At 73.8% G+C, this 12870-nt stretch carries 13 protein-coding genes; all 13 read left to right on the forward strand.

The window, feature by feature from the left end; genetic code table 11:
- Positions 1 to 60 precede the first annotated feature (60 nt).
- Genes FJQ57_RS07765 through FJQ57_RS07825 form a run of 13 tightly spaced genes read left to right on the forward strand, consistent with a single transcriptional unit; the run spans position 61 to position 12620 of the window.
- The gene (locus FJQ57_RS07765; RefSeq protein WP_246081684.1) at positions 61 to 1167 is read left to right on the forward strand and encodes an ABC transporter ATP-binding protein; all 1107 of its coding nucleotides are present in this window, start codon (positions 61 to 63) and stop codon (positions 1165 to 1167) included.
- Positions 1154 to 2530, forward strand: coding sequence for a replication-associated recombination protein A (locus FJQ57_RS07770; RefSeq protein WP_246081647.1), 1377 nt, complete (start codon positions 1154 to 1156; stop codon positions 2528 to 2530). The genes FJQ57_RS07765 and FJQ57_RS07770 overlap by 14 nt, the downstream gene beginning before the upstream one ends.
- 11 nt (positions 2531 to 2541) lie before the next feature.
- Complete coding sequence (locus tag FJQ57_RS07775; RefSeq protein ID WP_139978694.1) at positions 2542 to 3042, forward strand: hypothetical protein; 501 nt, start codon at positions 2542 to 2544, stop codon at positions 3040 to 3042.
- Complete coding sequence (locus tag FJQ57_RS07780; RefSeq protein ID WP_139978696.1) at positions 3039 to 3323, forward strand: DUF6167 family protein; 285 nt, start codon at positions 3039 to 3041, stop codon at positions 3321 to 3323. Before FJQ57_RS07775 ends, FJQ57_RS07780 begins: the two co-directional genes overlap by 4 nt.
- A complete protein-coding gene (alaS, locus tag FJQ57_RS07785; protein ID WP_139978698.1) occupies positions 3323 to 6016 on the forward strand; it encodes an alanine--tRNA ligase in 2694 nt (897 codons plus the stop codon). Before FJQ57_RS07780 ends, alaS begins: the two co-directional genes overlap by 1 nt.
- A gap of 24 nt (positions 6017 to 6040) precedes the next feature.
- Positions 6041 to 6538: a Holliday junction resolvase RuvX gene (ruvX, locus tag FJQ57_RS07790; protein ID WP_139978700.1), complete on the forward strand. Its 498-nt coding sequence runs from the start codon at positions 6041 to 6043 to the stop codon at positions 6536 to 6538.
- Entirely contained in the window at positions 6531 to 7724 is a 1194-nt protein-coding gene (mltG, locus tag FJQ57_RS07795) for an endolytic transglycosylase MltG (protein ID WP_139978702.1), read from the forward strand. Before ruvX ends, mltG begins: the two co-directional genes overlap by 8 nt.
- Before the next feature lie 31 nt (positions 7725 to 7755).
- Positions 7756 to 8568 (forward strand): shikimate dehydrogenase, encoded by an 813-nt coding sequence (locus FJQ57_RS07800; protein WP_246081648.1) that lies wholly within the window; start codon positions 7756 to 7758, stop codon positions 8566 to 8568.
- A complete protein-coding gene (locus FJQ57_RS07805) occupies positions 8565 to 9299 on the forward strand; it encodes a prepilin peptidase (RefSeq protein ID WP_139978706.1) in 735 nt (244 codons plus the stop codon). Before FJQ57_RS07800 ends, FJQ57_RS07805 begins: the two co-directional genes overlap by 4 nt.
- A gap of 40 nt (positions 9300 to 9339) precedes the next feature.
- Positions 9340 to 10518 (forward strand): chorismate synthase, encoded by a 1179-nt coding sequence (gene aroC / locus FJQ57_RS07810; protein ID WP_139978708.1) that lies wholly within the window; start codon positions 9340 to 9342, stop codon positions 10516 to 10518.
- Entirely contained in the window at positions 10515 to 11036 is a 522-nt protein-coding gene (locus tag FJQ57_RS07815) for a shikimate kinase (protein ID WP_281284239.1), read from the forward strand. Before aroC ends, FJQ57_RS07815 begins: the two co-directional genes overlap by 4 nt.
- Entirely contained in the window at positions 11033 to 12157 is a 1125-nt protein-coding gene (aroB, locus tag FJQ57_RS07820; RefSeq protein ID WP_139978710.1) for a 3-dehydroquinate synthase, read from the forward strand. The genes FJQ57_RS07815 and aroB overlap by 4 nt, the downstream gene beginning before the upstream one ends.
- A gap of 13 nt (positions 12158 to 12170) precedes the next feature.
- A complete protein-coding gene (locus FJQ57_RS07825) occupies positions 12171 to 12620 on the forward strand; it encodes a type II 3-dehydroquinate dehydratase (protein ID WP_139978712.1) in 450 nt (149 codons plus the stop codon).
- Positions 12621 to 12870 lie beyond the last annotated feature (250 nt).

Here is a 12870-nt window from a genome sequence, read left to right on the forward strand (position 1 = left end):
CACACCGCCAACGTGCTCGACCCCTCGGCCAAGCCGATCCTCACCGTCGACAACCTGAAGATGTACTTCCCGATCAAGTCCGGCGGGGTGGTCCGCCGCAAGGTCGGCGACGTGCAGGCGGTCGACGGCATCAGCTTCGAGGTGCCCGCCGGTGGTTCGCTCGGCCTGGTGGGGGAGTCCGGCTGCGGCAAGTCGACCACGGGTCGCCTCATCACCCGCCTGTACAAGCCCACGGGCGGCTCGATGAGGTTCGAGGGCCACGACCTCGCCCAGCTGACGGACAAGGAGATGAAGCCGCTGCGCCGCGAGGTGCAGATGATCTTCCAGGACCCCTACAGCTCGCTGAACCCGCGCCACACGGTCGGCACCATCATCGGCACGCCGCTGCAGGTGCACGGCATCGTGCCGAAGAACAAGGTGCTCGGCCGGGTGCAGGAGCTGCTCGAGGTCGTCGGCCTCAACCCGGAGCACTACAACCGCTACCCCAACGAATTCTCCGGCGGCCAGCGCCAGCGCATCGGCATCGCCCGCGCGCTCGCGCTGCAGCCCAAGGTGATGGTGGCCGACGAGCCCGTCTCGGCCCTCGACGTCTCGATCCAGGCGCAGGTCATCAACCTGATGCAGGACATCCAGGCCGAGTTCGGCGTGGCGTTCCTCTTCATCGCCCACGACCTGGCGATCGTGCGGCACTTCTGCCCCGAGGTCGCGGTCATGTACCTCGGCAAGATCGTCGAGATCGGTGACCGGGAGAGCATCTACTCCCACGCCCGCCACCCCTACACCCAGGCGCTGCTCTCGGCCGTGCCCGACGTCAAGCAGGCGGTGATCGGCGGCCGGCGCGAGCGCATCCGCCTCGAGGGCGACGTGCCCAGCCCGATCAACCCGCCGTCCGGCTGCCGCTTCCGCACCCGGTGCCCACTGGCCCAGGAGATCTGCGCCAAGCACGAGCCGCCGCTGCTCCAGATCGGCAAGCGCCACAAGGTCGCCTGCCACTTCCCGGGCGAGATCGGCAAGCACCCCACCGAGCCGCTGACCGCACGGCTGCTGGGCGTCGACCACGCGGGCAACCCCGACCCGGGCGCGTCACCGAGCACCGACCTGGACACCAAGCCGGGGTACGACGACACCTGGTTCGACCTGGACACGAAGACGTTTGCCCGAGCCTGACGAGCCCGAGGCGCTCTTCGCCGCCGGCCCGCCGCCACCCGCCAGGGGTGGCGGCGGGTCGCTGGCCGTCACGGGTCACGCCAACGCGCCGCTCGCCGTACGCATGCGGCCGCGCACCCTCGACGAGCTCGTCGGCCAGGAGCAGCTGCGCGCCCCCGGCTCCCCGCTGCGCCGCCTCGTCGAGGGTGACCAGTCGATGTCGCTGCTGCTGTGGGGACCGCCGGGCACGGGCAAGACCACCATCGCCTCGATCCTGTCCCACCAGACCGGGCGCCGCTTCGTGGAGGTCTCGGCGGTCTCGGCCGGCGTCAAGGAGGTGCGGGCGGCCATCGACGCCGCCCGCTCGGAGCTGGTGCGCGGCGGCGAGGAGACGGTGCTCTTCGTCGACGAGGTGCACCGCTTCAGCAAGGCCCAGCAGGACGCCCTGCTGCCCGGGGTCGAGAACCGGTGGGTGACGCTGGTCGCGGCGACGACCGAGAACCCCTTCTTCTCCGTCATCTCCCCGCTGCTGTCCCGCAGCCTGCTGCTGCGGCTGGAGTCCCTGGGCGACGACGACGTCCGTGGGGTGATGACCGCGGCACTGGCCGACCCCGAGCGGGGCCTCGGCGGCCGGGTCGCGGTCGACGACGACGCCCTCGACCACCTGGTCCGGCTGGCCGGTGGTGACGCCCGGCGATCGCTGACCTACCTCGAGGCCGCCGCCGGCGCGGCCACCGCGCGCGGCTCGGACCGGGTCGACCTCGAGACCGCCGAGACGGCCGTCGACCGGGCCGCCGTGCGCTACGACCGGCAGGGCGACCAGCACTACGACGTCACCAGCGCCTTCATCAAGTCCATCCGCGGCTCCGACGCCGACGCCGCGATGCACTACTTGGCCCGGATGATCGAGGCGGGGGAGGACCCGCGGTTCATCGCCCGCCGCCTGGTGATCCTGGCCTCCGAGGACGTCGGGCTCGCCGACCCGACCGCGCTGCCGACCGCGGTCGCCGCCGCCCAGGCCGTCCAGCTGATCGGGATGCCGGAGGCCGGTCTCAACCTGGCCCACGCCGTCATCGCCCTGGCCGTGGCCCCGAAGTCCAACGCCGTGACCACCGCCCTCGGCGCGGCCTCGGCCGACGTGCGGGCGGGCAAGGTCGGACCGGTGCCCGCCCACCTGCGCGACGCCCACTACGCCGGCTCGAAGAAGCTCGGCCACGGCTCGTCGTACAGCTACAGCCACGACGCGCCGTACGGCATCGCCGAGCAGCAGTACGCCCCCGACGTGGTCGCCGACGCGGCCTACTACCGGCCCAAGGAGATCGGCGCCGAGGCCGCGATCAAGGAGCGCTGGGAGCGGGTCCGGCGCATCATCCGCGGGCGATAGGGTCGACCACCATGGACCTGCCCGTGCTCGCGACCCTCGTCGTCGGGGCCGTCCTGCTCGTGGCGGTGGTGGTGCTCACCGTCGCGCTGGTCCGCACCCGCGCCCGCACCACCGCCGCGCTCGCCGCGGCCCGGGCCGACGTCGCGGCCCTGGCCGCCCAGGTGCACGACATCGAGCGGCGGCTGGCCCGTCCCGCGGCCCGCACCGACGAGAGGGAGTACGTCGTGACCGTGCTCGGCCGCGACGAGGCCGACGACCCCGACGAGGAGCCGGCAGCCGCGCCCGTCGTGCCGGCGCCGCTGTTCGCCGACCTGGTGCTGCGCGAGGGCGCGGTCCAGGCTGCCTCGCTCGCCGCCGGACTGCGCCGGGCCCTGGCGCCCGAGGTGCGCCACCGCATCCGCTTCGAGATGAGGCGCGAGGTCAAGCGCGCCCGCAAGCAGCGCCGGGCCGACCTGCGCCAGGCCAAGCGTGAGCTCGGCGACCGGCAGCGCAGCGGGCGGCAGGCGGCATGAGCCGGTCCTTGTGGTTCGCCGCAGGAGCGGGCGCGGGTCTCTGGGCTGCCGTCCGCGCCCGCCGCGCCGCCGAGCTGCTCACCGTCGAGGGCCTGCAGGACCGCGTCGGCGCCGCCGTGGTCGGCCTGCGGATGTTCCGTGACGAGGTCGCCCAGGGCAAGGCCGACGCAGAAACCGACTTGCGCGACCGCATGGGTCTCGCGCTCGATGGACGAGACCAACGGCGGGCCCTCGAGGCCGCACCGCACCCGCAGACGCACGACCAGGAAGCAGGCACCTGATGGACACCGCAGAGATCCGACGCCGGTTCGTGGCGCACTTCGAGCGCGCCGCGCACACGCCGGTGCCGTCGGCCTCGCTGCTGCTCGACGACCCCAACCTGCTGTTCGTCAACGCCGGGATGGTGCCGTTCAAGCCGTTCTTCCTGGGGCAGGAGACGCCGCCGTACGACCGCGCGACGAGCGTGCAGAAGTGCGTGCGCACCCCTGACATCGAGGACGTCGGCAAGACCACCCGGCACGGCACCTTCTTCGAGATGTGCGGCAACTTCTCCTTCGGCGACTACTTCAAGGAAGGCGCCATCGAGCTGGCCTGGGACCTGGTCACCAAGTCCGTCGCCGACGGCGGGTTCGGGCTGGAGGAGGGCCGGCTGTGGCCCTCGGTGCTCGCCGGTGACGAGGAGGCCCTGGCGCTGTGGATGAAGGTCACCGGGCTGCCGGCCGACCGCATCGTCCAGCTCGGGCCCAAGGAGAACTACTGGTCCATGGGCGTGCCCGGCCCCGGCGGACCCTGCTCGGAGATCCTCTACGACCGCGGGCCGGCGTACGGGCCCGAGGCCGACTGGGCCGCGATGGGCCCGCAGATGGCCACCGAGCTCGAGGACCGCTACCTCGAGATCTGGAACCTCGTCTTCATGCAGGACGAGCTCAGCGCCGTGCGGTCGAAGGAGGACTTCGACATCGCGGGCTCGCTGCCGCAGAAGAACATCGACACCGGCATGGGTCTCGAGCGCGTCGCCTACCTGCTCCAGGGCCGCGAGAACATGTACGAGATCGACGTGATGTTCCCGGTCATCGAGCGGGCCATGGAGCTCACCGGCAAGAAGTACGGCGCCGACCCGGGCGACGACGTGCGCCTGCGCGTCGTGGCCGACCACGTGCGCAGCTCGATGATGCTCATCGGCGACGGCGTGACGCCCGGCAACGAGGCCCGCGGCTACGTGCTGCGGCGGCTGCTGCGCCGCGCCGTGCGGTCCATGCGCCTGCTCGGGTACGACGACCCGGCGCTGCCCGAGCTGATGCCCGTCAGCCGCGACAAGATGGGCGAGACCTACACCGACCTGGTCTCCGACTGGGACCGCATCGCCCGTGTCGCGTACGCCGAAGAGGAGGCGTTCCGCAAGACGCTGCAGGCGGGCACGACCCGCTTCGACCTCGCGGCGTCGGAGGTCAAGGCGTCCGGGGGCACCACCATCCCCGGTGCGCAGGCCTTCCAGCTCCACGACACGTTCGGCTTCCCGATCGACCTGACCCTCGAGATGGCCTCCGAGGCCGGGCTGGGGGTCGACGAGGCCGGGTTCCGCGGGCTGATGGCCGAGCAGCGCGAGCAGGCCAAGGCCGACGCCAAGGCCAAGAAGGGCCAGCACGCCGACACCTCGGTCTACCGCGGCGTGCTCGACGAGCACGGCCCCACCGAGTGGCTGGCCTACGAGACCCTGGAGACCGAGTCGCGGCCTCTGGCGCTGCTCTCCGGCGGCGCGGCCGTCCCGGTGCTGGGCGAGGGCGAGGTCGGTGAGCTGGTGCTCGACCGCACGCCGTTCTACGCCGAGTCCGGCGGCCAGGTCGCCGACGCGGGCCAGATCACCTTCGACGGCGGCGTGCTCGAGGTCGTCGACGTGCAGCGCCCGGTCCGCGGGCTCGTGGTGCACCAGGTGCGGGTGCTCGAGGGCGAGCTGCCCGCCGACGCCCCGCTGCTGCACGCCCGCGTCGACCCCGAGTGGCGCACCGGCGCCCGCCAGGCCCACTCCGGCACCCACGTCGTGCACGCCGCGCTGCGCGAGGTGCTCGGTCCCAGCGCGCTGCAGTCGGGCTCCTACAACCGCCCCGGCTACCTGCGCCTCGACTTCGGGTGGACCACCGCGCTCAGCCCGGAGCAGGTCCACGACATCGAGCAGGTGTCCAACGAGGCGCTCCGCGCCGACCTGCCGGTCGGCTGGCAGTACATGACGCTGGCCGAGGCAAAGGAGTGGGGCGCGGTCGCGCTCTTCGGCGAGACCTACGACGCGACCAAGGTCCGGGTCGTCGAGATCGGCGGCCCCTGGTCGCGCGAGCTCTGCGGTGGAACCCACGTCGACCACGCCTCGCAGATCGGCACCGTCGTCGTCACCGGCGAGGCGTCGGTCGGCTCCGGCAACCGCCGCATCGAGGCCCACACGGGCGTCGAGGGCTTCGCCTACCTCGCGCGCGAGCGCGACGTCGTGCAGCAGCTCACCGGCCTGCTCAAGACCCAGCCCGGCGACCTCGTCGGCCGCGTCGGCGACCTGGTCGACCGGCTGCGCTCGGCCGAGAAGGAGCTCGAGCGGGTGCGCCTGCAGCAGCTGCTGGCCGGCGGCGCCGAGCTCGCCGCCGCGGCCACCGACGTCGACGGCGTGCGGGTCGTGGCCCACCGCGTCGACGGTGCCGGCGGCGGCGACGTGCGCACCCTCGCCCTCGACGTCCGGGGCCGGCTCACCGGCGACCAGCCGGCGGTCGTCGTCGTCATCGGCGCGGCCGACGGCAAGGTCTCCGTCGTCGCGGCCCTCAACGACGCCGCCCAGGCCCGCGGCCTGTCGGCCAACGAGCTCGTCCGCACCGTCGGCCCGTACGTCGGCGGCAAGGGCGGCGGCAAGGCCGACGTCGCCCAGGGCGGTGGCACCGACACCTCGCGCATCGACGAGGCGCTGGCTGCGGTGCACGCCGCGGTGCGGGGCGCGTGAGCCCGGTCGCATGAGGGAGGGCGCGTGAGGCGCGGGGTGCGGCTCGGGATCGACCCGGGCGACGCCCGCATCGGGGTCGCGCGCAGCGACCCGGCCGGGGTCCTCGCGACCCCCGTCGAGACCGTCCGGCGCGGCCCGGGCGACCTCAAGCGCATCCGGCGCATCCTCCGCGACCTCGACGAGGAGACCGGCGGGCTGGTGCTCGAGGTCGTCGTCGGGCTGCCCCGCTCGTTGTCCGGTGGGGAGGGCCCGGCGGCGGCCAAGGTGCGCGACTTCGCCGCCCGGCTCGCCACGTCGGCGACCCTGTCGACCGGGCCGGTCGGCGTACGCCTGGTCGACGAGCGGCTCACCACCGTCTCGGCGGAGGCTATGCTGCGCGACCGAGGCACCAAGGGCGCCGCTCGCCGTGCGGTGGTCGACCAGGCCGCCGCGGTCGTGATCCTGCAGCACGCCCTCGACACCGAACGTGCCACCGGAGTCCCGCCAGGGGAGCTCCTGCCGACGAAGGAGCCGGATGCCTGACCACGACGACCACGGGGACACCCACGGGTCGCCGCTCTTCGACGAGCCGGCGGCCGCGGCGCCCGCTCGTCCCCGGTCCTCGGGTGGACGGCGTCGCGGGCGACGCCGGTCGGGCTGCCTGCCGATCCTCGTCGTGCTCACGATCGTGGTCGTCGGTGGCTGGTTCTTCGTGCGCAGCATCGACCTGTCCAACCCCTTCGCCGACGGTCCGGCGGAGGACTTCCCGGGCCCGGGCTCGGGCGCGGTGACCTTCACGGTCTCGGCCGGCGACTCGATCTCGGTCCAGGCCCGCAACCTCGCCGACCTCGGTGTGGTCGCCTCCTCGGCGGCGTACGTCGAGGCGGCCGAGGCCGACGCCGCGGCGAGCACGATCCAGGAGGGCGTCTACCAGGTCCGGGAGGAGATGAAGGCCGCTGACGTGGTCGACCTCCTCGCCGGGGGCACGACCCGCGGCGCGTCCTTCACCTTCACCGCCGGCAAGACCGTCGACGAGATCGTCGGACTGCTGGTGCAGGACACCGACGTGACCCGCAAGCAGCTCAACGCCGCCCTGGCCGACCCGGCCGCGATCGGCCTCCCGGAGGCCGCCGAGGGCAGCGCCGAGGGCTACCTCTCGCCCGGCAGCTACGTCTTCTTCCCCGAGGACGACGCGGTCACGATCCTCTCGGCGATGGTGGCGCGCAGCGTGCAGACCTTCGACGAGGTCGGCCTCGCGGCGGCCGCCGAGCGCCTGGGCTACTCCGAGCACGACCTGGTGACCATCGCCAGCCTGGTGCAGGCCGAGGGCAGCCTGCTCGACGAGCCCGGCAAGGCCAAGATCGCCCGGGTCATCTACAACCGGCTCGAGATCCCCGGCAACCCCAGCGCCGGGTTCCTGCAGCTGGACGCCACGGTCAACTACGTCCTCGGCGAGAAGGTCGCCAAGCTCACCTTCGCCCAGATCGACGCGGTGGCCGACAGCCCCTACAACACCTACAAGACCAAGGGGCTGCCTCCGGGCCCGATCGCCACGCCGAGCGCCGACGCGCTCGAGGCCGCGCTCAACCCGGCCAAGGGTCCGTGGTTCTACTACGTGACGGTCAACCTGCGCACCGGCGAGACCAAGTTCGCGACCACGCCGGAGGAGTTCTCGGTCATCGAGGCCGAGTTCGACGAGTACTGCGCCACGCAGTCCGACCGCTGCTGAGCGAGCGGGACGACCTGCGGTGAGGTGTGCCGTGCTGGGCGACCCCATCGCCCACTCGCTGTCCCCGGTGCTGCACCGGGCGGCGTACGACGCGCTGGGGCTCGACTGGACCTACGACGCGGTCCGGGTCGGCTCGGGTGGGCTGTCGGCGTTCCTGGACTCGCTGGCCGAGGGGGAGTGGGGCGGGCTGTCGCTGACCATGCCGCTCAAGCGCGAGGTGCTCGCCCTGGTCGCCGAGCGCTCCGACCGGGTGCGGCTGGCCGGGGGCGCCAACACCGTCGTCCTGGGCGACGGGCCGCCCAGGCTCGACAACACCGACCTCCCGGGGGCCGCCGCCGCAGTGCGGGAGCGGTGGTCGGACCCGGTCGACACGGTGGCCGTGCTCGGCGCCGGGGCGACCGCCGCCTCGACCGGGCTGGCGCTGTGCGACCTCGGGGCCACGTCGGTGCGGCTGCTCGCCCGGTCGCCGGAGCGGGCGGCCGAGACCGCGGCCACGATCGCCGCCCACCCGTCCGGCCCGCGGGTCGAGGTCGGCCCGCTCGACGGCGACCAGCCCGTGGTGGCCGACGTGGTGGTCGCGACCGTGCCCGCCGCAGCGCAGTCGCCCGACCTGGTGCGGCGCTGCGACGGCGTACCGGTGGTCTTCGAGGTGGTCTACGACCCGTGGCCGACGCCGCTGGCCGCGGCCGCGCTGGCGTCGGGCCGGGTGCTCGTGGGCGGGCTCGACCTGCTGGTGCACCAAGCCGTGCTGCAGGTCGAGCTGTTCACGGGCCGGCCCGGACCGCTCGCGGCGATGCGGGCCGCCGGCGAGGCCGAGCTCGCGACGCGGGGCCGGTCGCGGTGAACGAGGTGCAGGGCGCGATCGCCGCCGCGGTGGTCTGCGCGGTGGCGGGCTACCTCGCCCCGCTGCTGGTCCGCCGGCTGCCCGAGCCACCGGAGAAGCCCGAGGAGGAGCAGAGCGCCGCCGAGCGCGCGGAGGGCCCCAAGGAGACCTACGCCGCCATCGCCGCACTGCCGTGGTTCGCGCCGACCGCGATGGTGGTCTCCGGCGTGGCCGGCGGGCTCGTCGGGTGGACGCTCGGGTGGTCGTGGGTGCTGCTCGTGGTCGTGCCCGTCGTGCCGGTGGCCGTGCTGCTCAGCGTGGTCGACCTGCGCACCCGGCTGCTGCCGGCGGTCGTGGTGTGGCCGACCTTCCTCTACGCGCTCGCGGCGGTCGTGCTGCACGGGCTGCTCGTCGCGACCGGGCACGACCTGCAGCGCGCGGCCATCGCGCTCGTGGTCGGCTACCTCTTCTACTTCGTGCTGTGGTTCGTGCACCCCTCGGGGCTCGGGTTCGGCGACGTCCGGCTCTCCGCCGTGCTGGCGCTGGTGCTCGGCTACCTCGGCTGGCCGCAGTTCATCGTCGGCATGTACGCCGGCTTCCTGCTCCTCGGGCTCCCGGGGCTGCTCCTCGCAGTGGCCAAGCGGCGCGCGTCGTACCTGAAGGTGCAGCTGCCGTTCGGGCCGTTCATGGCCGCCGGGGCCCTGCTCGGCATCGTGCTCGGGCCGCAGCTGCTGGGTCTCGCCGCGAGGTGACCGGCGCAGCGCTGTCGGTGCCGGGTGGGAGACTGGCGGCATGCTGCGCTGGTTGACCGCGGGTGAGTCCCACGGCCCCTCCCTGACCGCGATCCTCGAGGGCCTCCCCGCCCACGTCGAGGTGACGACGGCCGACGTCGCCGACTCCCTGGCCCGGCGGCGGCTGGGCTACGGGCGTGGCGCGCGGATGAAGTTCGAGCAGGACCAGGTGACGATCTCCGGCGGCGTCCGGCACGGCCGCACCCAGGGCGGCCCGATCGCGATCACCGTCGGCAACACCGAGTGGCCCAAGTGGGAGACGGTGATGGCCGCCGACCCGGTCGACCCCTCGCTGCTCAAGGACACCGGCCGCAACGCGCCCCTGACCCGCCCGCGCCCGGGCCACGCCGACCTCGCGGGCATGCAGAAGTACGACTTCGAGGAGGCCCGTCCGGTGCTGGAGCGGGCCTCGGCCCGCGAGACCGCGGCGCGCGTGGCGCTGGGCCGGGTGGCGTCCAACTTCCTCGACCAGGCCGTCGGCGCGCGCATCGTCTCCCACGTCATCGAGCTCGGCGGGGTGCGCGCCCCCGCGGGCCTGTGGCCCGAGGCCGACGACGTCGCCCGCCTCGACGACGACCCGGTGCGGTGCCTCGACCCCGAGGCCGCGGCCGCGATGGTCGCCCGCATCGACCAGGCCCACAAGGACGGCGACACCCTCGGCGGCGTCGTCGAGGTCGTCGTGCACGGCCTGCCGCCGGGCCTCGGCTCGCACGTGCACTGGGACCGCCGTCTCGACTCGCGGCTGGCCGGCGCCCTCATGGGCATCCAGGCCATCAAGGGCGTCGAGGTCGGCGACGGGTTCGAGCTCGCCGCCACCCCGGGCTCCCTCGCCCACGACGAGATCGTGCCCACCGACGACGGCATCCGCCGCGTCTCCGGGCGGTCCGGCGGCACCGAGGGCGGCATGACGACCGGTGAGGTGCTGCGCGTCCGGGCCGCGATGAAGCCCATCGCGACCGTGCCGCGCGCGCTGCGCACCGTCGACGTCGCCACCGGTGAGGAGGCCGTGGCCCACCACCAGCGCTCCGACGTGTGCGCCGTCCCCGCCGCCGGCATCGTCGCGGAGGCCATGGTCGCCCTGGTGCTCGCCGACGCCGTGGTGGAGAAGTTCGGCGGCGACTCGGTGGGGGAGACCCGACGCAACTGCACGTCGTACCTCGAGGCGCTGAGGTACCGGTGACCGGTCCTGGCGCGGGCACCGGTCCGCGGGCCGTGCTCGTCGGGCCGATGGGCGCGGGCAAGACCACCGTGGCCCGGGTGCTGGCGCAGCGGTGGGGCGTCGCGGTGCGCGACACCGACGCCGACGTCGAGGCGACCGAGGGCCGCAGCATCTCCGACATCTTCGTCGAGTCCGGCGAGGCCCACTTCCGCGCGCTGGAGCGCGCGGCCGTCGCGGCGGCCGTCGCCGAGCACGACGGCGTGCTGTCGCTCGGGGGCGGGGCCGTGCTCGACGCCGACACGCGCGACGTGCTCGCCGGCCACCGGGTCGTCTTCCTGCGCGTCGGCCTGTCCGAGGCCGTCAAGCGCGTCGGGCTCGGCGCCGGCCGCCCGCTGCTGTTCGGCAACGTGCGGGCTCAGATCAAGGCCACGCTCGAGCAGCGCGAGCCGGTCTACACGTCGGTGGCCACCGTGGTCGTCGACACCGACGAGGCGACCCCCGACGAGGTCGCCGACCGCATCGAGGAGGCGCTGGCATGAGCGAGCCCGACACCGACCACCCGGAGGAGTCCGTGCTGCACGTCGGCGGCGCGTCGCCGTACGACGTCGTGGTGGGGCACCACCTCGCCGACCACCTGCCCGGCATGGTCGGCGACGCCCTGCGGGTCGCGCTCGTCGTGCCCGACGCGCTCGAGGAGCTCGTCGACGACGTCGTCGCCCCGCTGGTCGAGAGCATGCCCGAGCGCGACGTGACCGTGCTCGCGGTGCCCGACGGCGAGGAGGCCAAGACGGCCGAGGTCGCCAACGCGTGCTGGGAGGCGCTGGGGGAGGAAGGGTTCACCCGCTCCGACGTGGTCGTCACGCTCGGCGGCGGGGCGACCACCGACCTCGGCGGCTTCGTGGCCGCCTCGTGGCTGCGCGGCGTGCGCGTGGTGCACGTGCCGACCACCCTGCTGGCCATGGTCGACGCGGCCGTCGGCGGCAAGACCGGCATCAACACCGAGGCCGGCAAGAACCTCGTCGGCGCCTTCCACGAGCCCGCCGGCGTGCTCTGCGACCTGTCGCTGCTCGAGACGCTGCCCCGCGACGAGCTGGTCGCCGGCCTCGGCGAGGTCGTCAAGTGCGGCTTCATCGCCGACCCCGAGATCCTGCGGCTCGTCGAGACCACCGACCCCGCCGACCTCGTGCCGTCCTCGCCCGTGCTGCGCGAGCTGGTCGAGCGGGCGGTGCAGGTCAAGATCGACGTGGTCGTCGCCGACCTCAAGGAGACCGGCGGCTCGTCCGGGTCCGGGCACCCCGGGCGCGAGGCCCTCAACTACGGCCACACCCTCGCCCACGCCATCGAGCGGGCCGAGGACTACGGCATCCGCCACGGCGAGGCTGTCGCCGTCGGCTGCGTCTTCGTCGCCGAGCTCGCCCACCGGGCCGCCGGGCTCCCGGCCGAGCTGGTCGACCGCCACCGGGCCGCGTTCGCGCGGGTCGGCCTGCCCACGTCGTACGCCGGGGCGTCGTTCGAGGACCTCCTGGCCACGATGCGGGTCGACAAGAAGTCGCGTGGCGCCACGCTGCGGTTCGTGGTGCTCGACGACGTGGGCGCCCCCCGCATCCTCTCCGGCCCGTCGGAGGAGCACCTGCGGGCGGCGTACGAGGCGATCGCGTGAGCGGCACGCGCCGGTGAGGGCGCTGGTCCTCAACGGTCCCAACCTCGGCCGGCTCGGGCGACGACAGCCGGAGATCTACGGCCGCACGACCCACGCCGAGCTCGCGGCCCGGTGCGTGGAGTGGGGCGCGGCCCTCGGACTCGAGGTCGAGGTGCGCCAGACCAACCACGAGGGCGACTTGCTCGACTGGCTCAACGCCGCCGCCGACGACGCCACCCCGGTCGTGCTCAACGCCGCGGCCTGGACCCACTACTCCTACGCGTTGTGGGACGCCTGCGCCCAGCTGACCGCCCCGCTCGTCGAGGTCCACATCTCCGACCCCACCCAGCGCCCCGAGGTCTTCCGCCACACCTCCGTCGTCACCCCCCACGCCGCCCAGGTCATCGCCGGCCACGGCGTCGACGGATACCGCCTCGCCCTGCAGGCCCTCGCGGAGCACGTCCGGAGCGGTCCAGGGGGATAGTGCGTCACCCAGTCAACGTCTGGCGTCTCTCGGACGTTGACACAGTGACGCACTATCCCGACGTACGCCTCTGTCGTGGAGGTGTCCACAGGGTGCGGTCCTCTGTGTCCCCTCCACAGGTCAGGTGGGCGCCGGATTGGAGTTCGCTAGCCGCGCGCACGGTGGCTCGGCGTGGAGGAACGAGGAGCATGGAAGCCGACCTGCGAGCGGCCGCATGACCTGACGTGGCCGATCAGGGTCGGCCGCCGCA

Origin of the sequence: Nocardioides litoris, assembly GCF_006346315.1 — a bacterium.
Taxonomy (GTDB): Bacteria; Actinomycetota; Actinomycetes; order Propionibacteriales; family Nocardioidaceae; genus Nocardioides; species Nocardioides litoris.

Bases quoted from the DNA above. Each gene is read 5' to 3' on its own strand.
- FJQ57_RS07765 (WP_246081684.1), top strand. From the start codon at position 61: ATGTACTTCCCGATCAAGTCCGGCGGGGTGGTCCGCCGCAAGGTCGGC.
- alaS (WP_139978698.1), top strand. From the start codon at position 3,323: ATGGACACCGCAGAGATCCGACGCCGGTTCGTGGCGCACTTCGAGCGC.
- mltG (WP_139978702.1), top strand. From the start codon at position 6,531: ATGCCTGACCACGACGACCACGGGGACACCCACGGGTCGCCGCTCTTC.
- aroC (WP_139978708.1), top strand. From the start codon at position 9,340: ATGCTGCGCTGGTTGACCGCGGGTGAGTCCCACGGCCCCTCCCTGACC.
- FJQ57_RS07780 (WP_139978696.1), top strand. From the start codon at position 3,039: ATGAGCCGGTCCTTGTGGTTCGCCGCAGGAGCGGGCGCGGGTCTCTGG.
- aroB (WP_139978710.1), top strand. From the start codon at position 11,033: ATGAGCGAGCCCGACACCGACCACCCGGAGGAGTCCGTGCTGCACGTC.
- FJQ57_RS07775 (WP_139978694.1), top strand. From the start codon at position 2,542: ATGGACCTGCCCGTGCTCGCGACCCTCGTCGTCGGGGCCGTCCTGCTC.